The sequence below is a fragment of the Frondihabitans sp. Leaf304 genome (assembly GCF_001423105.1).
Classification (GTDB): Bacteria; Actinomycetota; Actinomycetes; order Actinomycetales; family Microbacteriaceae; genus Frondihabitans.
In genome coordinates, this window is sequence record NZ_LMNV01000002.1 from 230,076 (window position 1) to 252,257 (window position 22,182).

Here is a 22,182-nt window from a genome sequence, read left to right on the forward strand (position 1 = left end):
TGGGCGGGTGGGCGACCGCCCGCCCTAGAGTAGAAGGACCGCTGCAAACGCGTTCGCGTGCCGATACCCGGTCAGCCCAACCCGCACAGTCGCAAGGAGAACGGTGAGCTTTACTGCCCCCATCCAAACGCCCGGACTCACCCTCGATCCGCAGTGGTATCGACGAAGCGTCTTCTACGAGGTGATGGTCCGCTCGTTCGTCGACAGCAACGGTGACGGCGCGGGCGACATAGCCGGTCTATCGTCGCGGCTCGACTACCTCCAGTGGCTCGGCATCGACGCGCTCTGGATGCCGCCCTTCTTCCAGTCGCCCCTCCGCGACGGTGGCTACGACATCTCCGACTACAAGGCGATCCTGCCCGAGTTCGGCACGCTCGACGAGTTCCGCGACCTGGTCACCAAGGCGCACGAGCGCAACATGCGCATCGTGATCGACATGGTGATCAACCACACCTCCGACGCGCACGACTGGTTCCAGCAGTCGCGAGAAGACCCCGACGGTCCCTACGGCGACTTCTACACCTGGAGCGACACCGACGAGAAGTACGAGAACATCCGAATCATCTTCGTCGACACCGAAGAGAGCAACTGGACGTTCGACCCCGTCCGCCGCCAATTCTTCTTCCACCGCTTCTTCTCGCACCAGCCCGACCTCAACTACGAGAACCCGAAGGTGCACGAGGCGATCTACGACGTCATCCGGCACTGGCTCGACCTCGGAGTCGACGGGATCCGACTGGATGCGATCCCCTACCTGTATCAGTCCGAAGAGGGCAACGGCGAGGGTGAGCCGGCCACGCACGAGTTCGTTAAGAAGCTCCGCGCCATGATCGACGAGGAGTACCCCGGACGCATCATGATCGCCGAGGCCAACCAGTGGCCCCGCGAGGTCGCCGCCTTCTTCGGCACCGAAGACGAGCCCGAATGCCACATGGCCTTCGACTTCCCGGTCATGCCGCGCATCTTCTACTCGCTGCGCTCGCAGGATGCCGGCGAGCTGACCCGCATCCTCTCCGAGACGACCGACGTGCCCGAGAGCGCCGGCTGGGGGGTGTTCCTCCGCAACCACGACGAGCTGACCCTCGAGATGGTCAGCGAGGAGTACCGCCAGGCCATGTACGGCTGGTACGCCTACGACCCGAGAATGCGATCGAACATCGGGATCCGGCGGCGCCTCGCTCCGCTCCTTGACAACTCGCGCGCCGAGCTCGAGCTCGCCCACGCCCTCCTCTTCGCCCTCAAGGGTTCGCCGTTCCTTTACTACGGCGACGAGATCGGCATGGGCGACAACATCTGGCTCAACGACCGCGATGCCTCGCGCACACCGATGCAGTGGACGCCCGACCGCAACGCCGGGTTCTCCACCGCCGACCCGGGAAAGCTCTACCTGCCGACGATCCAGTCGCTCGTGTACAACTACACGCTCGTGAACGTCGAGAGCCAGCTCGCGCAGTCGCGGTCGCTGCTGCACTGGATCCGCAACGTGATCCACGTGCGGAAGGCGCACCCGACCTTCGGGCTCGGCACCCTCGACGTGCTTCCGACCAACCACGAGTCGACGCTCGCCTTCGTGCGCTCGTACGCCGGATCGGGAACGCAGTTCGGCGACTCGGCGGAAGACATCCTCTGCGTGTTCTCGTTCGCGCACAACCCGACCTCGGTCACAGTCTCGGCGCCGCAGTTCGCGGGCCGGACGCTGTTCGACTTGTTCGGCGGGGGGCAGTTCCCGTCGTTCGACGAGAAGGGCGAAGTCACACTCACTCTCGGCACCCAGGCGTTCTTCTGGCTGCACGTCGGTGGGCCCGATACCGCGACCACGGATGACCAGGCGGCGGTGTCTGCCCAGGGCTGACGGTGGCTGGCTCTAGGCTTCTCGCGTGAGTGATGCAGCGATCGACGGTTCCGGTTCGAGTGACGAAGCCGGTGCCGCCGTCGGTGCGGTCGACGGAGACGTGGAGATCGGACCTGTCCCCGTCCGCTGGTGGGACGGCCTAGGGGTGTTCGACCTCGAGACCACGGGCATCGACGTCGAGACGGCGCGCATCGTCACGGCGCACGTCGGCGTGATCGACTCGACCGGGGCGTCGATCGCCGCTGGCAAATGGCTCGCCGACCCCGGCGTCGAGATCCCGTCGCAGGCTTCCGCCGTGCACGGCATCACGACCGAGCGCGCGCGGGCCGAGGGGCGGCCCGCGGTCGAGGTCGTCGCCGAGATCATCGCGGCTCTTCGCGCCGTCTTCCTGCGGGGCATCCCCCTCGTCATCTACAACGCCCCCTACGACCTCACCGTGCTCGACCGGGAGGCTCGTCGCCACGGTCTCGAGCCACTGGCCGACGCCCTGGTCGACGGGTGCGTCGTCGATCCGCTCGTGATCGACAAGGCCGTCGACAAGTACCGCAAGGGCAAGCGCACGCTCGAGGCGGCCGCCCAGTTCTACGAGGTCTCGCTGACCGACGCCCACGACGCCGGTGCGGACGCGGTCGCTGCCGGTCGCGTCGCGCAGGCCATGGCCCGCAAACACCAGGCCACGCTCGACGTGCCGGCACCCGACCTCCACACCCTGCAGGTGGGCTGGTGTCGTGACCAGGCGGCCAGTTTCCAAGAGTTCAAGCGGCGCACCGACCCCACCTTCACGGCGTCCGGTTCCTGGCCGTCCCGCTAGACGGCTCGCGTCTCTCAGACGCGGTTCAGTAATATCGATGTAGGAGCGAAATACGTTCCGACAGCAGCGCGATCCCTTGGGGGCCACAAGCCTTGTTCCTGAAGACCTTCGGTTGGTCGCTCGTGATCACCGTCCTCGCCCTGGCCATCGCATTCCTCTACGGCGGGCCATCGGCCCTCGCCCTGGCGGCGATCCTGGGTGTTCTCGAGATCAGTCTCAGTTTCGACAACGCGGTCGTCAACGCTCGCATCCTCGAGCGCATGAGCCCGTTCTGGCAGCGCATCTTCCTGACGGTCGGCATCCTCATCGCCGTCCTCGGCATGCGGATCCTGTTCCCCCTCGTCATCGTGTCCGTCACCTCGGGCCTCAACCCGGTCGAGGCCGTCAAGCTGGCGCTCGAAAAGGGGTCGATCGAGACACCCGGCACGTACGCGTACATCCTCCACGACGCCCACCCGCAGATCGCCGCGTTCGGTGGCATCTTCCTGCTGATGATCTTCCTCGACTTCATGTTCGAGAAGCGCGAGATCCGCTGGATCGGCTTCCTCGAGAAGCCCCTGGCCAAAATCGGCCAGATCAACGCCGCCTCGGTCATCGTCGGGCTCGCAGGTCTGGTCGCCGCGTCGTTGGCCGCAGGCGACAAGCAGACGATCGTGCTCATCGCCGGTATCGCCGGAATGATCCTCTACTTCCTGGTCAACGGGCTCGGCGATCTCTTCGACGTCGGTGACGATGAGGTCGAAGAAGAGAACGGTGAGAGCGAACTCGACGCCGATTCCATCGACAAGCGGGCCGCCAAGGTCGGCGGAGGCAATCGCGAACTCGGCAAGGTCGTCGGCAAGGCCGCGTTCCTCCTGTTCCTCTACCTCGAGGTGATCGACGCGTCGTTCTCTTTCGACGGTGTCATCGGGGCGTTCGCCATCACGTCCGATCCGATCATCATCGCCCTGGGTCTCGGCCTCATCGGCGCCATCTTCGTCCGGTCGCTGACGGTGTTCCTCGTCCGTCAGGGCACACTCGACGAATTCGTCTACCTCGACCACGGCGCCCACTGGGCGATCGGTGCCCTCTCGGTGATCCTGCTCGTCACGATCACCACCGAGGTCAGCGAAGTGGTCACCGGCCTCATCGGAGTCCTCTTCATCCTCGCCGCGTTCATCACTTCGGTGATGCGCAACAGACGCCTCGCCGAGGCGGCCGACCACCCGGTCGAGTCCGTCTCCGTCTAGTCGAACATCCGGTCGGCCGACCGCCAACTCCCCCGCACCACCAATCGAAGGAGATCACGTCATGGGTTTGAGCCTCTCCAAGGGTCAGTCGTTGTCACTCACGAAGTCCGACGGCGGTGCTCTCAGCAAAGTCCGCATGGGCCTCGGCTGGGACAGCGCGGCACCCGTCAAGCGTGGTCTCTTCGGCCGCGGCAAGGCCGCCGAAGTCGACCTCGACGCGTCGGCCATCTACTTCGACCAGGCCGGGCAGCCGCTCGACAAGATCTGGTTCAAGCAGCTCAAGAGCACCGACGGCTCCGCTCAGCACACCGGCGACAACCTCACGGGTGCCGGCGACGGAGACGACGAGACGATCCTTGTCGACCTCACGAAGGTGTCGCCCGCCGTCGCCCAGATCGTCTTCGTCATCTCCAGCTACAGCGGCCAGACGTTCGACCTCGTGCAGAACGCGTTCTGCCGCCTGGTCGACGACTCGACAGCCGGCTCACCGGAGGTCGTCCGGTTCGAGCTCACCGACGCGGGTACGCACACGGCGATGGTGATGGCGAAGGTGTCTCGCGAAGGCGCGGGCTGGAAGTTCACGGCCGTCGGCAATCGTGCCGCCGGGCGTTCCGTTCTCGACCTCATCACCCCGGCCGCCCAGGCGCTCTAGCGCGGGCATCCGCCTCACACCAGTCGAACCCTTCCGCCGAAAGGATCACCATGGCCAGCCTGTCGCTCTCCAAGGGCAACAACCTCTCTCTGACGAAAGCGGATCCGGGGCTCAAGCGCGCCATGATCGGCCTCGGGTGGGATCCCCGGACGACCAGCGGGGCGGAGTTCGACCTCGACGCGTCGGCCCTCCTCATCGGAGCCAACGGCAAGGTGCGGTCTAACGACGACTTCATCTTCTACAACCAGCTGCAGACCCCCAATGGGTCGGTGATCCACCAGGGTGACAATCGCACGGGCCTCGGCGACGGAGACGACGAGCAGATCCTCATCGACCTGTCGCTCGTCGAGGCCGACGTCCAGCGAATCGTCATCACGGTCACCATCGACCAGGGAGACGTGCGCGGGCAGAACTTCGGCCAGGTGCGCGACGCCTTCTGCCGGGTCGTGAACGAAGACAGCCAGCAAGAGATCGTCCGGTACGACCTCAGCGAAGACGCCGCCGCCGAGACCGCGATGATTTTCGCCGAGATCTACCGGAACGGCGCTGAGTGGAAATTCAGGGCCGTGGGCCAGGGTTATGTGACGGGCCTGCGCGGAATCGCGACCGATTTCGGCATCGTCCTCGACTAGCTCTGGCAAGCACCACCAGCCAACCAGCCACTCAGGCCGACGAGCGATCCGACGCTCGTCGAGACACAGACCATCAGCACCTCGAAGGAGCATTCGAAATGGCCGGACTCACGCTCGAAAAGGGCAACAACCTCTCGCTCACCAAGACGAGCCCCGGGCTCACCGTCGCCACCGTCGGCCTCGGCTGGGATCCCCGCACTACCTCGGGCGAAGAATTCGACCTCGACGCTTCCGCCCTGCTCGTCGGCGCCGACGGCAAGGTCCGCTCGTCCGCCGACTTCATCTTCTACAACCAGAAGAAGTCGGCGAACAGCTCGGTCGAGCACCTGGGCGACAACCGGACGGGTGAGGGCGACGGCGACGACGAGCAGATCATGATCGACCTCAAGAACGTCGAGGCCGACGTGACGCGCGTCGTCATCGCGGTCTCGATCGACAAGGCCGACGAGCGTCGCCAGAACTTCGGTCAGGTGCGAGCCGCGTACTGCCGTGTGGTCGACCAAGACAACACCGAGATCGTTCGCTTCGATCTGAGCGAAGACGCGGCGCCCGAGACCGCGATGGTCTTCGCCGAGGTCTACCGCAACGGTTCGGAGTGGAAGTTCAAGGCCGTCGGCCAGGGCTACACGACCGGCCTCGCAGGCATCGCAGCCGACTTCGGCGTCAACCTGGGCTAACACGCCCGCCCATTCCCGATCCCTTCCATTCGACGAGGACTCCCCCGTGGCCACTCCCCTCACTCCCCCTGAAGACACCGGCGGCGAAGCCGGTCTGGTGCTGCGCGCTCCCGACGCACCCGAGATCGTCACCGCTGACGACGCGCCGGGCATGGTTCCCGTGCCGGCTGAGCGTCAGACCGAGATTCAGCGGCAGGCGCGAGAGTTCGTCGCCGAGGTGGCTTCCATGGATCCTCGTTCCCCGCAGTTCACCGAGAAGGTGGAGGGCATCTCCGCGATCGCCAGCACCGAGATGACGACCTCGGGGTCGTTCTCGTCGCGCATGCTGGAACGCTCCTCGACCTCCGTGGCGGGGTCGAAGCGGAGCGGGTCGAGCTCGCAGGTGAAGGTCGCCGCAACACTCGGTGATCTCCGGTCGACAGTCGAAGACCTCACGCCGAATCAGGCTGACCTGGGCGTGGGTCGCAAGATCCTCGGCTTCATCCCCGGTGGCAACAAGCTGGCGAAGTACTTCCAGAAGTACGAGTCGGCTCAGACCCAGCTCGACGCGATCATCAAGTCGCTCATGTCGGGTCAAGACGAGCTCCTCAAAGACAACGCGTCGCTCGCGGGCGAGAAGGTTCAGCTGTGGGAGACGATGCAGCAGCTGAGCGAGTACGCCGTATTCGCCAAGGCCCTCGACGCGGCCACCGTTGAGAAGATCGACGCGATGCGCTCGTCGGGCAAGATCGACGAGGCCTCGAAGCTCGAATCCGACGTGCTGTTCACCGTGCGCCAGAGGCACCAAGACATCCTGACGCAGCTCGCCGTCTCGGTGCAGGGCTATCTCGCGATGGACCTCATTCGCAAGAACAACGTCGAGCTCATCAAGGGCGTCGACCGGGCACGCACCACGACCATCGCGGCCCTGCGCACGGCCGTCGTCGTCGCTCAGGCGCTGGCCAACCAGAAGATGGTGCTCGATCAGATCGACGCCATCAACACGACGACCAACAACATGATCCTGCAGACGAGCGAGATGCTGCGCGATCAGACGACCCGGATTCACGAGCAGGCATCGAGCTCGGGCGTGAGTGTCGAAACGCTGCAGAAGGCATTCGACAACGTCTTCGCGACGATGGACTCGATCGACACGTTCCGCGCCCAGGCGGCCACGAACATGGCCGGAACAGTCGCGGCCCTCGAGACGGGTATCCAGCGTGCTCGGCCCTATCTCGAGCGCAGCCGGCAGAGCGAGGGCACGGAGCCCGACGCCATCGGCACCGGTCGCTCCTGAAGCCCGGCCCGTCGCCGAGAGTCCACTCAGCGCAGGGGCCCGGCACAGAAGAGAGAACAGCACGAGAAATGACGGCAGAGAGGTGAGGCGCTGATGCGGCGATTCGTCGAGGCGATCTTTGGCCGGCCAGCCGTGCCGGTCGACGACTCCCGACCCGCCGAGGCCGTCGAGACCGAGGCGCAGCGCACCGCCCGGGCACTGGCCGACTTCCAGGCTCTGGTACGTCGGTCGGGCCGAGACCTGCCGACGCTGGTCTCGTCGCAGCTCGGCCAGATCGCCGACCTGCTCGGAGTGGTCGTCGACGCGGCGGCCTCCGAAGACGCGTCTACGGAGCAGCGATACCTGCTCGACGCGATGGTCGGCGACTATCTGCCGACGCCGGTGCACACCTACCTTGCGCTTCCGAGCGACGATCGCCGGGAGTCGAGCAGGGCCACCGGGATCCTCGTCGACCAGCTGACTCTGCTCGAAGAGACCATCCGCGATCTGCTCAACCAGATCCGCACCGGAGCGATCGCCGAGCTGTCCACGCACGGCCGGTTTCTCGCCGCCAAGTTCGACGGACCCGAGCTCACGCTCGCGCCCTCCTCCGAGAACGCCTGATGGCGAGCATCGTTGCCGGCGGCAATGCCGCGCTCACCGCCGAAAACCCCGGCCTCGACGAGGTCGTGGTCGGCCTCGGCTGGGATGTCATCCCCAGCCGCGGCCCACAGTCCGAACTGACGGCCATGGCGCTGCTCCTCGGTGCCGATGGCAAAGCTCTCTCGAACGAGCACCTCGTCTACTTCAACCAGATCGAATCGGCCGATGCCTCGGTGGCGTTCCTCAGCGACGACGACGACGACGAGATCGACGTCGACCTCGCGCACGTGCCACCGGCCGTCGACACGATCATGTTCATCGTCTACGTCGACCCCGACGTGCGTGGCCCCGGCAGCTTCGCCTCCGTACGGTCGGCGCACATCCGGGTCGCTCGACGCGACGGGTCCGAGCTGGTTCGCTTCGACCTCTCGACCATCGACGACAAGGCCATCAACGCGCTGCTGTTCGGCGAGCTGTACCGCCACCGCGACGAGTGGAAATTCCGGGCGCTGGGCCAGGGGTACCGCACCGGCCTCACCGGGGTCGCCAAAGACTTCGACGTCTCGATCTGACCGTGACCTCGCCCGTTCGTCATGACCTCCCGTTTCTGAAGCGCAGGATCCGGCCCACCGTCACTCCCCCGACCCCGCCCGCGCCCCCTCCCGCTCGCCCCGCCTCCCCCGCGATGTCGCACCCCGTGGTCCGTTCGGCCCCGTCCCGCACGGCCCCTGCAACCCGCGTCGCTCCGCCCGCGGCCCCGCCGAGGCCCCCGCTCCGCACTCCGAGCCGCTCCAACCGCTCCCGCCTCTTTCCCGCTCCCGCCGTGTCGGGTCGCGCCGAACTCGACGCGGAGAGCCCGGTCGCCCGTCTCGACCTGCTGCGGTCGTCGATCGGCACGCTCCTCGTCGAGGGGGCGACGGAAGTCGTCTGGGAGTCGACCGACCTCGTCTCGGGCACGGCCGCGGTCTCGGGTGAGACCACCGGCACCGTCGTCATGACCGCCGGCAACCGCCCTCTCGTGGGCTTCCACGGCGATCTGGCCGCGGTCACTCTCCGCCACGTCCGCGAGTTGCGTCGCGCTCTCTTCGTCGGTGGTTCGGGCCGCAGTATGGGCATCCGGCTGGCCGACGGTTCGGTCGTGACGGCGTCCAGCGACGGCGCCGGGCCGACGGTGGTCCTGCTCCTCGTCATCGACGGCGTCATCGAGCTCCGGGTCGCCAGCGCCTCGAGGGGCGATTCGTCGTCTGCCGTTCACGCGGAGTTCGGCTTCGAGGTCGCGGAGCGGTTCGACTTTCTCAGCCGAGATACCTGAGAATCAAGGATGCGCCACTTCTCGTTCCTGAGCGACGACTACCGATCCCGGCTCTTCCACCGGCAGCCCGTCGAATTGACGACCGCATCGCCCGCCCGTCTGCTCAGCACGGCGCTCGGTGCGACGCTGTACACCCCGGGTGATCGACCGGACCTCGCGGGGTCAGTGATCCGGCAGACGGCGCGTGGCGCGATCAGCATGGTGCTGTGCCTCGAAGACAGCATCGCCGACGATGTCGTGCCAATGGCCGAAGACAACGTGGTGCAGGCCCTGCGTGACCTCGATGGTCGCGACGGGCTCCCGCTCCTTTTCGTGCGGGTGCGGACTGCCGCGCAGATCACGATGCTGGCCGAGCGCGCGGGTGACGCTATCGGAAGCCTCGCCGGCTTCGTCGTGCCCAAATTCCACAACGACGACGGCTATGGGCAGGACTTCCTCGATGCCCTGCACGAGGTTCAGTCCGCTCGGCCGGCCCGAGCCGGGTCGCTTCGGATCATGCCGATCCTCGAGTCGCCGGCCATGATCCATGCGGAGTCGCGCACGCGCGTGCTCTCGGACATCGCGAGCCTGCTGCAGGCGAACCGCGACGACGTGTTGGCCGTCCGCATCGGCACGACCGACCTGTCGAGCGTGTTCGGCCTGCGGCGTTCGCGCGACCTCACCATCTACGACGTCAACGTCGTGGCCTCGGTGATCGGCGACATCGTCAACATCCTCGGCCGCGGGAGCGACGGATTCACCATCACGGGTCCGGTCTGGGAGCATTACGCCGACACAGAGCGCCTCCTGCGCCCGCAGCTTCGCCTCACCCCGTTCGCCGAAGCCCACGAAGAGAACCTCCGACGCCAGCTGCTGGTCAAGAACTACGACGGCCTGCTCCGCGAGATCACGCTCGACCACGCCAACGGCCTGCTCGGCAAGACCGTCATCCACCCCTCGCACGTTCCGCTCGTGCACGCGCTCTCGGTGATCAGCCACGAGGAGTATCTCGACGCCGTGGCGATCACTGCCCCCGGGTCGGCCGGAGTAGCCGCCTCCCCCTACAGAAACAAGATGAACGAGATGAAACCGCACCAGATGTGGGCAGAGAAGACTCTGCTGCGCGCCGATGCCTTCGGCGTGGCCTCCCCGGAGGCGACGTTCGTCGACTTCCTCGAAGCGAGCATGCTGTGATCCGCACCTGGACGGGCTCCTACGTCAGAGACGAGCTAGGGCTCGAAATCGACCAGGATCCGGCGAACAGCGTCGTTCCCGTCGATGCCCTGGTCGGTGTCGCGCTCCGTCGGAATCCCCGCCGCGCCCACCTGCTGGTCTCCACCGTTCTCGCCAAGCACGTGCCGACTCCCCCGCTCCTCGTCGAGAGCGCGGGCGCGCTCCTCGGCACCCTCGTCGCGGAACAGCTCGGGCGGCCCGCCGAGCCGGGCCTCGTCAACGATGCGTCACGGCAGCTCGCAGAGGCCTTAGCGACGCCGAGGCCGGCTCGCGACGAGCTGCTTGCGCTCCGCCGCCTGCTCCGCAGAGCCGAGGTCGTCGTGCCCGACGCGGTCGCGCTCGGCTACGCCGAGACGGCGACCGGTCTCGGACGCCTGGTGGCCGACCAGCTCGGCTGCTACTACATCCACTCCACCCGGAGATCGTCGCCCGGCGACCGCCCGGTGGGCGGGTTCGATGAGGCCCACTCGCACGCCACCCGCCATCAGATCGTGCCGACCGACGAGGGCTGGCTTCGGCCCGGGAGCACCCTCGTGCTCGTCGATGACGAACTCAGCACGGGATCGACGATCATCAACACGATCCGCGAGATCCACGCCCTGGCCGCTCCCCGGCGCGTCGTCGTCGCCGCCCTCGTCGACCTCCGCTCCGAGACCGATCGTGCGCGATTCACTGAGCTCGAGCACGAACTCGACACCGTGATCGACGTCGTGTCGCTCGGGAGCGGCGCCGTCCGGATTCCCGACGGGTTTGCTGCAGCCGCGGCGGAGCGGGTGGCCGAGACGGTCGAGACCGCCCCGGTGCCCGCCGATGAGCGGGGGTTGGCGCGGATCCTCGAGGCTCCTGTCGTCGGGGTGCTTGCTGCCGACCGCTCGGGCGCCTCTTACCGCGATCGCTCTGACGGAGCCGTCGCTCGGGCGGTGGCCGATGCGGTGGAGGCGAGCTCGCGAGAGTCGACCCCAGTGTCGACCCTGGTGCTCGGGACCGAGGAGTTCATGGCGTTCCCGCTCGAGGTCGCCGCCCTGCTCGACACTCGCCGGGTCGGAGCGCTGTTCTCGTCGACGACCCGCTCGCCGATCGCGGCGATCGACCGTGACGACTACGCGATCCGCTCGGTGCACTCGTTCCCCTCGCATGACGAGACGATCGACGGTCCCGGCCCGCGGTTCGCCTACAACCTGACGCCCGGCGGTCGACGCTTCGAGCAGATCGTGCTCGTGCCGGAGCCCGGTGTCACGCTCCACGACCTCGCCGATGTGCTCGACGTGCTCGCCACAGCCTGCGACGAGGTCGTCGTCGTGACCGTCAGCGCGCCCGTCGACGAGGTGGTCGCGAGACCCCTCCGCGGCCCTGCGTTCGGGTCGTACCGTGCCGATGAGGTGAGCTGGTTGCTGCAAGACCTCGGTGGCATCGCTCTCGAGGCGCCCTCGGCTGACCGTGAGGCGGCCATCCAGTCCGGGCGAGCACATTACGCCGAGTCGCTCCCGCAGGAGTACGTCCCGTCGCCCGAATATCGCGCGCTCTACGCCGACGCTCTGGAGCGGTCGGCCCGCCGCGTGGCTCTCGCTGTCGGAGTGGCGGCCGAGATGGTGCTCGACGGCCGCGAGCGGCCACCGGTGCTGGTCTCGTTGGCTCGCGCGGGGACGCCGATCGGCATCCTCATGAAGCGCTGGATCGAACGGTCGAGATCGATCGGTGTCGACCATTACACGATGAGCATCGTCCGCGGTGTCGGTATCGACACGACAGCGCTCGACTGGCTGGCAGACCATCACGACCCCGCCGACGTCGTCTTCGTCGACGGCTGGACCGGGAAAGGCGCGATCGCGCGCGAGCTGACCGCAGCTCTCGACGACTATGCGGCGGCGGGCGGCTCGCGCTTCTCCGACGACCTCGTCGTGCTCGCCGACCCCGGCCACTGCGTGCCTGTCTTCGGCACCCGCGACGACTTCCTCATTCCCTCCGCGTGCCTCAATTCGACGGTCTCGGGGCTCGTGTCACGGACCGTGTTCAGCGAGCGGCTCATCGGCCCGGGCGAGTTCCACGGTGCGAAGTTCTACTCCGAGCTTGCGGCCGACGACGTCTCGGGCGAGTTTCTCGACACGGTGTCGGAGCACTTCGCCGCGGTTCGCGCCGAGGCCGCCGCCGCAGCGATCGACCTCCTGGCCACCGACCGGACCCCCACCTGGGAGGGCTGGGCCACGGTCGAGCGCCTTCAGCAGGAGTACGGCCTCGACGATGTCAACCTGGTGAAGCCGGGTGTCGGCGAGACCACCCGCGTGCTGCTGCGGCGGGTGCCGTGGAAGATCCTGGTGAGGCCCGACGCCCTCGACGAAGTTGCGCACGTGCTGCTGCTCGCTGAGCAACGGGGTGTCGAAGTCGTTCACGTCGAGGGGCTCCCCTACAGCTGCGTCGGTCTCATCCGTCCGCTCGCTGGTGACCCGCTCGACCCGGCCCAGGGTGCGCTGTGAGTGGCGATCTCGTCGCGTCCGACCTCGACCGGACACTCATCTACTCGGCACGAGCACTGCACCTCGACGAGACGAGTGCGGGAGTCGGCAGTTCGGCGTCCGACGGCAGCGCGTCCGACAGCCGCGCGCTCGACCTCGATGCTCCGTTGCTCACCGTTAGCGAGATCTACCGGGGTGAGCCCCTCTCCTTCATGACGCGGGCGGCAGAAGAGCAGCTCGCTGCCCTCGCCGCCGAGGTCGTCTTCGTGCCGGTCACCACCCGCACCGTGGCTCAGTTTCGACGCGTTCGCCTGCCGACCGTCCGATTCGAGTACGCGGTGACGACCAACGGCGGGGTCCTCCTCCACCACGGTGAGCCCGACGGTGACTGGGCCGACACCGTGATGCGGCGCCTGGAGGGGCGATGTGCTCCCCTCGCCGAGGTTGAAGCGCTGCTGCCCGATCCTCACGACGACGGCTGGATCCTTCGGTTCTCTCGTGCGGAAGACCACTTCGTGTACGCCATCGTGCAGCGTGACCAGCTGATCGAGGGCAGCGCCGCAGCCGACAGTCTCGCGACCCTCACGACAGAGGTCGAACGACGGGGCTGGACGGTCTCGCTGCAGGGGCGGAAGCTGTATCTGGTCCCGGCACCGCTGACCAAGAGCGCCGCCATCGCCGAGGTCGCGTCGCGGGTGGGGGCGAGCCGAGTTCTCGCGGCCGGAGACTCGCTCCTCGATCTCGACCTGCTCGACTTCGCCGATGTCGCTTACCGGCCGGCGCACGGCGAACTGCACGATCTTGGGGTTGCTCGGCCGCACCTCGGCGTGACCGAGGCGAGGGGTGTTCGTGCGGGAGAGGAGATCGTCTCCCGCCTCCGCGCCGACGTCGCAGCGGGAGTGCCCTCGGTCGCCCGATGACAGCGCGGCTTCACCGTTTCGCGCGACCGGCTCTGTTCGGCGTCGTGGCGTTTCTCGTCTCGTTCGCGTTCTCGTGGGTGCCGTCGCCCTGGGGCGACGAGGCGGCGACCGTGCTGTCGGCGGATCGGCCCTGGCTCTCCCTCGCGCGAATGCTGACGACGGTGGATGCCGTCCACGGTGTCTACTACGCCGTCATGCACGTCTGGATCGATGCATTCGGGCAGTCGATGGTTGCCCTCCGGCTGCCGAGCGCGGTGGCGGTCGGGTTCGCGGCGGCGGGGGTCGTCGTTCTCGGGGATCGGCTCGGTAGCCGTCGAATAGGAACCATCGCCGGCGCGGTCTTCATCGTCTTGCCCCGGGTCGCCTTCATGGGCGGGGAGGCGCGGTCGTACGCGCTGAGCGCCGCCGCGGCGGTCTGGCTCGTGGTGCTGATCGTCCACCTGCTCCACAGCCCGGGGCTTCGGCCACGCGTCTGGTTCGCGTATTCGCTCGCCCTGGCCGCCAGCATCGGCATATTCCTCTACCTGGGGCTGCTTCTTCCGGCGGTGGCAGTCGCGGTGGTCGTGCCGTGGCTGTGGCGGGGTGCGAAGAGGGGGCGATGCGTGGTGGTCGAGCCAGCACGCTGGATTCGCTTCACGCTCCTCGGGATCCTGCTCGCCGGCCCCGTCATCGGCTTTGCCATCGGACAACGCAACCAGATCAGCTTTCTTGGCGATCAGCAGGCGGTCACCCCTCACACGCTGGTCGTGACGCAGTGGTTCGGTAGTTCTCCGGTAGCTGTCTTCGGCTGGTCGGCGATCGCCGTGGCCCTCGTCGTCGGGGTCGGGGAGAGTCGGCGACACACTCGTGCGGACGACGCCACAGCGTCTTTGCTCTCGCTATCTGCAGCTGCGGTGTTCGTGCCAATGCTGATTCTCTTGGTCGTCAACGCGCTCGTCGCGCCGATCTACACAACGCGTTACCTCTCGTTCGCGACGCCGTTCGTGGCGCTGCTGATGGCTCTGGGCATATCCACGATCACTCGCCGATTCGCAGTTCAGGCAGTCGTCGTTGTCGGACTCGCAGTGCTGGTGCTTCCCGTGTACGTCGCACAGCGACAACCGTTCGCAAAAGACGGCGGCAGCGACTGGGCCGAGGTCGCCCGGGCGGTGCGCGAGCGGGCTCGCCCCGGCGACGCGGTCGTGTTCGACGACGACGTGGGCAACTCACGCAAGCCCCGTGCGGTGAAGTATCTCTACCCGAGCGATTTCGCCGGGCTGGTCGACGTCACCCTGAAGACGCCGTACGCCCAGACCTCGGGAATTCGTGATGTAACGCGATCGATCGAAGCGTCGGCGGCAGCGCTGCGGGCTACTGACGGCCGGGTCTGGTTCGTCGACTACAGGGGGCTCTCGGGCGACCGCCCGGAGCAGCTCGCCCAGTTGGAGCGCCTCGGCTACCGGGTGACGTTGACGGTGGGGCTGCATCGCGACACCCTGTACCGGCTCGACCGCCGAGCGTGACGACGAGCCCTTAGCGATCTCCGCAGACGCAGAAACGCCCCGTGACTGCCGAAGCAGAAACGGGGCGTTGTGCGGAGCGTGAGGCGCTCGGGCCTACTTGCTGCCGAAGTTCTTGAAGCGCTGGTTGAACTTCTCGACGCGGCCGGCGCTGTCCATGATGCGCTGCTTGCCCGTGTAGAACGGGTGCGAGGCCGACGAGATCTCGACGTCGATGACGGGGTACTCGACGCCGTCGAGCTCGATGGTCTTGCTGCTGGTGACGGTCGAGCGCGTGAGGAAGGTCTCACCCGAGGCGAGGTCGCGGAACACGATCGGGTTATAAGACGGGTGGGTGTCGTTCTTCATGGGGTTCCTCAGAGGCTAGGGGTGAACTGGTTTTTGCCAGCTCGTGGGAGTGCAGGCACAATAAGGCCCGCAAACAGCCTCTAACGATACCAGACAAAGAGCGGCGAGCCGAGCTGCGGCTGATGTGCAGGCTCCCCTGACCGTGGGGCCTTCCCGACGCGGTTCGGCCGAAGTGACGCGGCTCGCCAGGTCGCTTTGGCCGATTCGCGTCACCTTTTGGTGAGAACGCCTAGACGGCGCGAGCGGTGTAGCGCCCAGCGTCTTCGACGACGGTCAGCTCGAGGCCGAACGTGTCGCCCAGCGTGGATGCGGTGAGCACCTCGGCGAGCGGACCCATCGCCCGCACTTCGCCCCCGGCCAGCAGCAGCGCGTGCGTGAAGCCGCGTGGGATCTCTTCGACGTGGTGGGTGACCATGACGATGGCGGGCGACCCCTCGCTCGAGGCATAGCCGCCGAGCATGCGGAGGAGCTCTTCGCGGGCACCGAGGTCGAGCGACGCGGCGGGCTCGTCGAGGAGGAGGAGCTCGGGGTCGGTCATCACGGCACGGGCGATCTGCACTCGCTTCTGCTCGCCGTCGCTGAGGTCGCCGAACGACCGGTCGGCGAGGTGACCGAGCTTCCACTCGTCGAGCACACGGTGGGCCCGACGCACGTCGACGCCCTCATACTCTTCGTTCCAGCGGCCGGTCACGGAATACGCCGCAGTGAGAACGACGTCGAGGACTTTCTCTTTCGGCGGGATCCTTCGCGCGATCGTGGTCGACGCGAAGCCGATGCGGGGTCGGAGGTCGAAGAGGTCGACGCTGCCGAGGTCTTCGCCGAGGATCTCGGCCTCACCGGACGACGGATGCGTCTGCGCGGCCGCTACCTGGAGGATCGTGGTCTTGCCGGCACCGTTAGGCCCGAGCACGACCCAGCGCTCGTCGGAATCGACGGTCCACGACACTGAATCGACCACCGGCGAGCCATCTCGAACAACGGACACATCGGTGAGCTGCAAAACGGTGGCCATGACAGAACTCTATTCCACGGGGGTGCTCGAAGCCGTCACTATTCCACAGGTGATGGATCGATCGGCGTCAGAGCAGCGAACGGTAGATCTCAAGGGTTCGATCGGCGATGCCGCCCCACGAGAAGTCGGCCTCGGCGCGGAGACGACCGGCTCGGCCCATCAGAGCTGCCAGCCCAGGATCCGAGACGGCGTGCGTCAGGGTCGCGGCCAGATCGTTCACGAAGCGCTCCGGGTCGAGCGGGGTTCCGGTGCCGTCGGTCGCCTGGTCGATGGGCACGAGCCAACCGGTGAGCTGGTCGGCGACGACCTCGGGGATTCCGCCGGTTGCCGTACCCACGACGGGGAGACTGCAGGCCATGGCCTCGAGGTTGACGATGCCGAGGGGCTCGTAGATCGACGGGCAGACGAAGACCGTCGCGGCCGACAGGACGGCGCACAGCTCGTCGCGCGGCAGGATGCGCTCGATCCACACGACGCCGGAACGCTCCGCCTGGAGCTCCTCGACGAGGCCGGTCACCTCCTGCATGATCTCGGGGGTGTCGGGCGCTCCGGCGCAGAGGATGAGCTGCACGTCGTCCGGGAGCAGCTTGGCCGCGCGCAGCAGGTACGGCAGGCCCTTCTGGCGCGTGATGCGACCGACGAAGACCACGGCGGGGCGATCCGGGTCGATGCCGAGCGAGCGGACCAGCTCGGGCTCGTCGAGGCGCCGCCACGACGTGAGGTCGATGCCGTTGTAGACGACGTCGACCTTTGTCTCGTCGATCGACGGGTACGAGCGGAGGATGTCGCGCTTCATGCCCTCGCTGACCGCGATGACCTTGTCGGCGGTTTCGTACGCCTGCTTCTCGATCCAGCTCGAGACGCGGTAGCCGCCTCCGAGCTGCTCGGCCTTCCACGGCCGAAGCGGCTCGAGGGAGTGCGCGGTGAGAACGTGGGGAACCCCGTGCAGCATCTGGGCGAGCTGCCCGGCCGCGTTGGCGTACCAGGTGTGCGAGTGCACCACGTCGGCACCCGCGACGTCCTGGGCGATCGCGATATCGACGCCGAGGGTCTTGAGCGCACCGTTGGCGTCGGCCAGCTCGGCAAGATCGGGGTAGCCGGTCGTGCCACTCTCGGTGACCGCCGCGCCGAAGGCTCGAACCTCGACGTCGATGGAAGAACGGAGGGCCTTGACCAGCTCCGTCACGTGGACGCCCGCTCCCCCGTAGACGTTGGGCGGGTATTCCTTGGTAATCACATCGACTCGCACGGCCCTTACCGTAGTCGTCCGGGGGCGAAACGTGCCATTCTGGGCCCATGGCATCAAAGAAGATCTTCGGCATCGTGTTGGCAGGCGGAGAAGGCAAGCGGCTCATGCCGCTGACCGCTGACCGGGCGAAGCCCGCCGTGCCCTTCGGCGGAAACTACCGTCTCGTCGACTTCGCTCTGTCGAACCTGATCAACTCCGGGTTGCGGCAGATCGTCGTCCTGACCCAGTACAAGTCGCACAGCCTCGACCGGCACGTGTCGCAGACCTGGAGCATCGAGGGCCTCCTCGGCGCCTACGTCGCGTCCGTGCCTGCCCAGCAGCGCCTCGGCAAGCGGTGGTTCGCGGGGAGCGCCGACGCGATCCTGCAGAGCCTCAACCTGCTCCGCGACGAGAAGCCCGACATCGTCGTCGTGGTGGGTGCCGACCACGTCTACCGCATGGACTTCGAGCAGATGGTCGAGGCGCACATCGCCTCGGGCAAGAGTGCGACCGTCGCGGCGATCCGTCAGCCCATCTCGCTGGCCGACCAGTTCGGCGTCATCCAGACGAACGCCGACGACGCGACTCTGATCGACGCCTTCCTCGAGAAGCCGAAAGACCCGGTGGGTCTCGCCGACTCGCCCGACGAGGTGCTCGCCTCGATGGGCAACTACGTCTTCAACGCCGACGCGCTGATCGACGCTGTGCTCCGCGACGGAGAGAACCCCGAGTCCGACCACGACATGGGTGGCGACATCATCCCCGATTTCGTGTCGCGCGGCGACGCGGCGGTCTACGACCTCAATCGCAACGAGGTACCAGGAGCGACCGAGCGCGACCGCTACTACTGGCGTGACGTCGGCACCATCGACTCGTTCTACGACGCCCACCGCGACCTCATCGCCGCGCTGCCGGTCTTCAACCTCTACAACACCGACTGGCCCATCTTCAGCCAGCAACTGAACTCTCCCCCGGCGAAGTTCGGTCGCGACGAGCACGGCAACCCGGGGTCCGTGATCGAATCGATCGTGTCGCTCGGCACCCTGGCAGTGGGCTCGCACATCGAGCGGAGCGTCGTCGGGCCGTGGAACACCCTCGACTCAGGATCACGCGTGGTCGACTCGGTGCTCTTCGACCGCATCTACGTCGGCAAGAACTCGATCGTCAACCGCGCGATCCTCGACAAAGACGTGGTGATCGCCGACGGAGCGCACGTCGGGCTCGACGCCGAGGCCGATCGAGCTCGCGGCTTCACGGTCACGCCCTCAGGAATCACCGTGGTGGGCAAGGGCGTTCGCGTCGAGTCCTGACGCCGCCCACTACCCTGAGAGCGTGCCGCGCTTCCTCATCGTCCTCGACGTCGACTCCACCCTCATCGAGAACGAGGTGATCGAGATGCTCGCCGACGCCGCCGGTTCTCACGACGAGGTGCGCGACATCACCGAGCGAGCGATGGCGGGCGAGCTTGACTTCGCCGAGAGCCTGCACGCCCGAGTCGCAACGCTCGAGGGGCTCCCTGAAAGCTGCTTCGCCGACGCCTCGGCGAGAGTGCAGGTCACTGCGGGGGTTCCCGAGATGATCGCCGGTGTGCATCGGGCAGACGGGCTCATCGCCGTGGTCTCGGGCGGGTTCCACGAGATCCTCGATCCACTGGCTCGTGATCTCGGTCTCGACCACTGGCGGGCCAACCGGCTCCAGGTCGAAGACGGCCACCTCACCGGTCGCGTCGAAGGGCCGATCGTCGACGCCGACGCCAAAGCCGCGGCCCTGGTCGAGTGGGCTGCGAACGCCGGCATCCCCCGGTCTCAGACGATCGCGGTCGGCGACGGCGCCAACGACCTTCAAATGATGCGGGCCGCCGGGCTCAGCGTCGCCTTCGACGCCAAACCGCGGGTCCGCGCGGCGGCGGACGTCTCGCTCAGCACCCGAGACCTCGCGTCGGTGCTGGCACTCGCGGGCCTGCGCGGATGACGAGGAGCCCAGGATCCGGCCCGCCGGATCCTGGGCTCCTCGCCCCACGCGCTCTCGAGCCCTAGTGGCCCATGCCGAGGCCGCCGTCGACCGGGATCACGGCGCCCGAGATGTAGCCGGCGCTGTCTGACGAGACCCAGACCACGGCGTCGGCGATGTCGTCGACGGTGCCGAACCGGCCGGCGGGGATGCTCTTCTTGTATTCGGCCTGCTGCGCCTCGGGCAGCACGGCGGTCATGTCGGTCTCGACGAAGCCCGGTGCGATCACGTTCGCCGTGATGCCGCGCGCGCCCAACTCGCGGGTGACCGAGCGGGCGAAGCCGACGAGGCCGGCCTTCGACGCCGAGTAGTTGACCTGGCCTGCTCCGCCGTAGAGCCCGACGACGCTCGAGATCAGCACGATGCGCCCGAATCGCGCCTTGAGCATGCCCTTCGAGGCGCGCTTGACGACGCGGAAGGTGCCGCCGAGGTTTGTATCGATGACCGACGTGAAGTCGTCTTCCGACATGCGCATCAGAAGGGTGTCTTTGGTGATGCCGGCGTTGGCGACCAGGATCTCGATCGGCCCGAGTTCTTGCTCGACGGTGGTGAACGCGGCGTCGATCGAGGCCGAGTCGGTCATCTCGGCGTGGACGGTGAGGGTGCCATCGGGGCCGGCGCCAGAGCGGGCCGTCACGGCGACGCGGTGGCCGGCGGCTACGTAGCGAGCGGCGATGGCGTAGCCGATGCCGCGGTTTCCGCCGGTGACGAGGACGGTGCGAGGGGTTTCCATGTGGGTCTCCATGTCTTCTCGCCGGGGCGCACGGGCCCCGACTTGCTCGGGATCGAGAGATCACACCCGGGAGATGTCACGGCCTCGACCGGAGCGACCGCGATAAGCCTAGTCTCGCCATAAAGGGCGGATACCCAAGACGCCTTACGATTATGTGATGCCCTCCCGTTCGGCCGGGCATCGACGACGCCTGAGCCCGTGAGTGAATGAGAACGACGAAGAAGACGACCAACGCGATCACCTCGCTGCCGCCGTCGCCCGACGAAGAGCGACACGGCCGGATGATCCGCTACAGCCTGGCGATGTTCATCCGTCTGGTGTGCGTGATCGTGGCATTCCTGATCCCGTTCGGTTGGTGGACGGCCCTTCCCGCCGTCGGCGCCATCGTCCTCCCCTACGTCGCGGTCGTGCTCGCCACGGTCGGCTCCGAGGGGCCGCAGGGTCAGGTCGTGCGCCCCGGCGGAGTCGAGATCTACCGACCCGAGCAGGGTGTTCCGGGATACGAGGGTCAGGATCCTCGAGACCGTCCCTTCACCGGCGCCTCGGGCGAACCGACGTCTCCCGGCCCACACCGCCCGTGATCATCGGTTCGGCAGGCCCCGACATCCCCCAGTGCTCCCGCGCGGGATGCCGCGCCGATGCAACCCACCAGGTGAACTGGCGCAACCCGAAGATCCACGGCATCGACCGCGTGAAGGTCTGGGCCGCTTGCGCCGAGCACGTAGACTTTCTCGCAGAATTCCTGCGCTCCCGCGACTTTCCCGTGGAGGTGACAGAACTGGGCGTGACCGTGTCGGCGGTCGGAACGGAGGCCACCTCGTGAAGGAGTGGCGTTTCGCGCTCTCGAAGAAGTGGGTCGGCTATCTGTCGGTCGCCGTCGTCTTCGCGATCATCTGTGCGGGGCTCTCGCACTGGCAGTGGGAGCGACGCGGCGAGAACCTCGCTTTGCAAGAGAAACTCGACGCCAACTACAACGCCCGGCCCGTCGACCTGTCGTCGGTGTTGCCGAACCTCGACTCGTACTCGACGTCTGACGAGTTCACGCCGGTGCGGGTGACCGGCACCTATCTCGCCGACGACTACTTTCTGGCTCGCGACCGCAGCTACAACGGGTTCCCCGGCTTCGAGGTGCTGGTACCGCTCGAGACCGAGAGCGGCGAGATCTTCGTGATCGACCGCGGCTGGGTTCCGACCGGCAACACCCACGACTATCCCGACTCGGTGCCCGCTCCCCCGAGCGGCACGGTCACCGTCATCGCCCGACTCGCTCAGACGGAGCCGGACGTACCGGGTCGCACCGACATCCCCAACACCAACGAGCTGGCCGTCATCAAGCCGGCGACGATCGGCAAGCGGCTCGATCTGCCGACCTACACCGCGGCATTCGGTCAGCTCAAGAGCGAGACGCCGTCGGCGGCGACACTGCCCAAGCTGGCTCAGAAGCCCCAGGTCGACTACGGCCTCAACGTGTCGTACGCCGTGCAGTGGGTCCTGTTCGCCCTCGCCGGCTTCGGTTTCTTCGCCTACGTGATCCGCCAGGAGTACGACCTCCACAACAGCGACGAAGAAGACCAGCGCTGGCTCGAGGAGGAGCGCGAGCGCAAGCGGCTCAAGCGCGGCCCGAGCGACGCCGAAATCGAAGACGGCGATCTCGACGAGTCGGGTTACGAGAGTTCGGCGCCGGGTACGCGCATCAGTCGCTGAGCGCCGTAAGACGTATCGCGGACTCCCCCACCTGCCGCGGCAG

The 22,182-nt window shown here is 67.1% G+C and carries 23 protein-coding genes; 19 read left to right on the forward strand and 4 right to left on the reverse strand.

What is annotated here, in order from left to right:
* Nucleotides 1-103: 103 nt before the first annotated feature.
* The 14 genes from treS (at nt 104) to ASF54_RS01090 (ending at nt 15,107) form a co-directional block, all read left to right on the forward strand.
* Entirely contained in the window at nt 104-1,852 is a 1,749-nt protein-coding gene (gene treS / locus ASF54_RS01025; RefSeq protein WP_055957706.1) for a maltose alpha-D-glucosyltransferase, read from the forward strand.
* A gap of 100 nt (nt 1,853-1,952) precedes the next feature.
* On the forward strand, nt 1,953-2,663 hold the full coding sequence (locus ASF54_RS01030) for an exonuclease domain-containing protein (protein ID WP_200919590.1): 711 nt from the start codon (nt 1,953-1,955) through the stop codon (nt 2,661-2,663).
* Nucleotides 2,664-2,755: 92 nt separating this feature from the next.
* Nucleotides 2,756-3,892, forward strand: coding sequence for a DUF475 domain-containing protein (locus ASF54_RS01035; RefSeq protein ID WP_055957707.1), 1,137 nt, complete (start codon nt 2,756-2,758; stop codon nt 3,890-3,892).
* A 61-nt stretch (nt 3,893-3,953) separates the two neighbouring features.
* On the forward strand, nt 3,954-4,544 hold the full coding sequence (locus tag ASF54_RS01040) for a TerD family protein (protein ID WP_055957711.1): 591 nt from the start codon (nt 3,954-3,956) through the stop codon (nt 4,542-4,544).
* Nucleotides 4,545-4,594: 50 nt separating this feature from the next.
* On the forward strand, nt 4,595-5,176 hold the full coding sequence (locus ASF54_RS01045; RefSeq protein WP_055957713.1) for a TerD family protein: 582 nt from the start codon (nt 4,595-4,597) through the stop codon (nt 5,174-5,176).
* Nucleotides 5,177-5,274: 98 nt separating this feature from the next.
* Nucleotides 5,275-5,853 (forward strand): TerD family protein, encoded by a 579-nt coding sequence (locus ASF54_RS01050; protein WP_055957718.1) that lies wholly within the window; start codon nt 5,275-5,277, stop codon nt 5,851-5,853.
* Between the two features lie 46 nt (nt 5,854-5,899).
* On the forward strand, nt 5,900-7,129 hold the full coding sequence (locus tag ASF54_RS01055) for a toxic anion resistance protein (protein WP_055957720.1): 1,230 nt from the start codon (nt 5,900-5,902) through the stop codon (nt 7,127-7,129).
* A gap of 93 nt (nt 7,130-7,222) precedes the next feature.
* On the forward strand, nt 7,223-7,732 hold the full coding sequence (locus ASF54_RS01060) for a hypothetical protein (protein WP_055957722.1): 510 nt from the start codon (nt 7,223-7,225) through the stop codon (nt 7,730-7,732).
* On the forward strand, nt 7,732-8,283 hold the full coding sequence (locus tag ASF54_RS01065; protein WP_055957723.1) for a TerD family protein: 552 nt from the start codon (nt 7,732-7,734) through the stop codon (nt 8,281-8,283). The genes ASF54_RS01060 and ASF54_RS01065 overlap by 1 nt, the downstream gene beginning before the upstream one ends.
* 2 nt (nt 8,284-8,285) lie before the next feature.
* Entirely contained in the window at nt 8,286-9,023 is a 738-nt protein-coding gene (locus ASF54_RS01070; protein WP_157509977.1) for a hypothetical protein, read from the forward strand.
* Between the two features lie 9 nt (nt 9,024-9,032).
* Nucleotides 9,033-10,196 carry an HpcH/HpaI aldolase/citrate lyase family protein gene (locus ASF54_RS01075; RefSeq protein ID WP_055957726.1) on the forward strand — a complete coding sequence of 388 codons (1,164 nt, stop codon included), beginning with the start codon at nt 9,033-9,035 and terminating at the stop codon, nt 10,194-10,196.
* Nucleotides 10,193-12,706, forward strand: a complete 2,514-nt coding sequence (locus tag ASF54_RS01080; RefSeq protein WP_235480898.1) for a phosphoribosyltransferase domain-containing protein — start codon at nt 10,193-10,195, stop codon at nt 12,704-12,706. Before ASF54_RS01075 ends, ASF54_RS01080 begins: the two co-directional genes overlap by 4 nt.
* Nucleotides 12,703-13,605 carry a hypothetical protein gene (locus ASF54_RS01085; RefSeq protein WP_055957731.1) on the forward strand — a complete coding sequence of 301 codons (903 nt, stop codon included), beginning with the start codon at nt 12,703-12,705 and terminating at the stop codon, nt 13,603-13,605. The genes ASF54_RS01080 and ASF54_RS01085 overlap by 4 nt, the downstream gene beginning before the upstream one ends.
* Complete coding sequence (locus ASF54_RS01090) at nt 13,602-15,107, forward strand: glycosyltransferase family 39 protein (RefSeq protein ID WP_055957734.1); 1,506 nt, start codon at nt 13,602-13,604, stop codon at nt 15,105-15,107. Before ASF54_RS01085 ends, ASF54_RS01090 begins: the two co-directional genes overlap by 4 nt.
* A gap of 93 nt (nt 15,108-15,200) precedes the next feature.
* Here the strand turns inward: ASF54_RS01090 and ASF54_RS01095 are convergent, their stop codons facing one another.
* From ASF54_RS01095 to glgA, 3 genes are all read right to left on the reverse strand, one after another.
* The gene (locus ASF54_RS01095) at nt 15,201-15,452 is read right to left on the reverse strand and encodes a type B 50S ribosomal protein L31 (protein ID WP_055957737.1); all 252 of its coding nucleotides are present in this window, start codon (nt 15,450-15,452) and stop codon (nt 15,201-15,203) included.
* 229 nt (nt 15,453-15,681) lie between these two features.
* Complete coding sequence (locus tag ASF54_RS01100; protein ID WP_055957739.1) at nt 15,682-16,464, reverse strand: ABC transporter ATP-binding protein; 783 nt, start codon at nt 16,462-16,464, stop codon at nt 15,682-15,684.
* A gap of 67 nt (nt 16,465-16,531) precedes the next feature.
* On the reverse strand, nt 16,532-17,713 hold the full coding sequence (gene glgA, locus ASF54_RS01105) for a glycogen synthase (protein WP_055957742.1): 1,182 nt from the start codon (nt 17,711-17,713) through the stop codon (nt 16,532-16,534).
* Nucleotides 17,714-17,760: 47 nt separating this feature from the next.
* Between glgA and ASF54_RS01110 the strand changes: the two genes are divergently transcribed.
* Both ASF54_RS01110 and serB read left to right on the forward strand, forming a co-directional pair.
* The gene (locus ASF54_RS01110; RefSeq protein WP_055957745.1) at nt 17,761-19,002 is read left to right on the forward strand and encodes a glucose-1-phosphate adenylyltransferase; all 1,242 of its coding nucleotides are present in this window, start codon (nt 17,761-17,763) and stop codon (nt 19,000-19,002) included.
* 22 nt (nt 19,003-19,024) lie between these two features.
* On the forward strand, nt 19,025-19,663 hold the full coding sequence (gene serB, locus ASF54_RS01115; protein WP_055957748.1) for a phosphoserine phosphatase SerB: 639 nt from the start codon (nt 19,025-19,027) through the stop codon (nt 19,661-19,663).
* 61 nt (nt 19,664-19,724) lie between these two features.
* On the opposite strand, the gene fabG is transcribed toward serB, so the two are convergent.
* The gene (gene fabG / locus ASF54_RS01120) at nt 19,725-20,435 is read right to left on the reverse strand and encodes a 3-oxoacyl-ACP reductase FabG (RefSeq protein WP_055957750.1); all 711 of its coding nucleotides are present in this window, start codon (nt 20,433-20,435) and stop codon (nt 19,725-19,727) included.
* Between the two features lie 206 nt (nt 20,436-20,641).
* Between fabG and ASF54_RS15980 the strand changes: the two genes are divergently transcribed.
* Genes ASF54_RS15980 through ASF54_RS01135 form a run of 3 tightly spaced genes read left to right on the forward strand, consistent with a single transcriptional unit; the run spans nt 20,642 to nt 22,139 of the window.
* The gene (locus ASF54_RS15980) at nt 20,642-21,016 is read left to right on the forward strand and encodes a DUF3099 domain-containing protein (protein ID WP_084815859.1); all 375 of its coding nucleotides are present in this window, start codon (nt 20,642-20,644) and stop codon (nt 21,014-21,016) included.
* On the forward strand, nt 21,013-21,258 hold the full coding sequence (locus tag ASF54_RS16585; RefSeq protein WP_235480899.1) for a hypothetical protein: 246 nt from the start codon (nt 21,013-21,015) through the stop codon (nt 21,256-21,258). The genes ASF54_RS15980 and ASF54_RS16585 overlap by 4 nt, the downstream gene beginning before the upstream one ends.
* A complete protein-coding gene (locus ASF54_RS01135) occupies nt 21,255-22,139 on the forward strand; it encodes an SURF1 family cytochrome oxidase biogenesis protein (RefSeq protein WP_055957752.1) in 885 nt (294 codons plus the stop codon). The genes ASF54_RS16585 and ASF54_RS01135 overlap by 4 nt, the downstream gene beginning before the upstream one ends.
* Nucleotides 22,140-22,182 lie beyond the last annotated feature (43 nt).

What these genes read in the sequence shown, in the direction of transcription:
- ASF54_RS15980 (WP_084815859.1), top strand. Translation starts at nt 20,642, where the DNA reads ATGAGAACGACGAAGAAGACGACCAACGCGATCACCTCGCTGCCGCCG.
- ASF54_RS01100 (WP_055957739.1), bottom strand. Translation starts at nt 16,464, where the DNA reads ATGGCCACCGTTTTGCAGCTCACCGATGTGTCCGTTGTTCGAGATGGC.
- ASF54_RS01050 (WP_055957718.1), top strand. Translation starts at nt 5,275, where the DNA reads ATGGCCGGACTCACGCTCGAAAAGGGCAACAACCTCTCGCTCACCAAG.
- ASF54_RS01110 (WP_055957745.1), top strand. Translation starts at nt 17,761, where the DNA reads ATGGCATCAAAGAAGATCTTCGGCATCGTGTTGGCAGGCGGAGAAGGC.
- fabG (WP_055957750.1), bottom strand. Translation starts at nt 20,435, where the DNA reads ATGGAAACCCCTCGCACCGTCCTCGTCACCGGCGGAAACCGCGGCATC.
- ASF54_RS01065 (WP_055957723.1), top strand. Translation starts at nt 7,732, where the DNA reads ATGGCGAGCATCGTTGCCGGCGGCAATGCCGCGCTCACCGCCGAAAAC.
- ASF54_RS01060 (WP_055957722.1), top strand. Translation starts at nt 7,223, where the DNA reads ATGCGGCGATTCGTCGAGGCGATCTTTGGCCGGCCAGCCGTGCCGGTC.
- ASF54_RS01040 (WP_055957711.1), top strand. Translation starts at nt 3,954, where the DNA reads ATGGGTTTGAGCCTCTCCAAGGGTCAGTCGTTGTCACTCACGAAGTCC.
- ASF54_RS01090 (WP_055957734.1), top strand. Translation starts at nt 13,602, where the DNA reads ATGACAGCGCGGCTTCACCGTTTCGCGCGACCGGCTCTGTTCGGCGTC.
- ASF54_RS01045 (WP_055957713.1), top strand. Translation starts at nt 4,595, where the DNA reads ATGGCCAGCCTGTCGCTCTCCAAGGGCAACAACCTCTCTCTGACGAAA.
- ASF54_RS01095 (WP_055957737.1), bottom strand. Translation starts at nt 15,452, where the DNA reads ATGAAGAACGACACCCACCCGTCTTATAACCCGATCGTGTTCCGCGAC.
- ASF54_RS01075 (WP_055957726.1), top strand. Translation starts at nt 9,033, where the DNA reads ATGCGCCACTTCTCGTTCCTGAGCGACGACTACCGATCCCGGCTCTTC.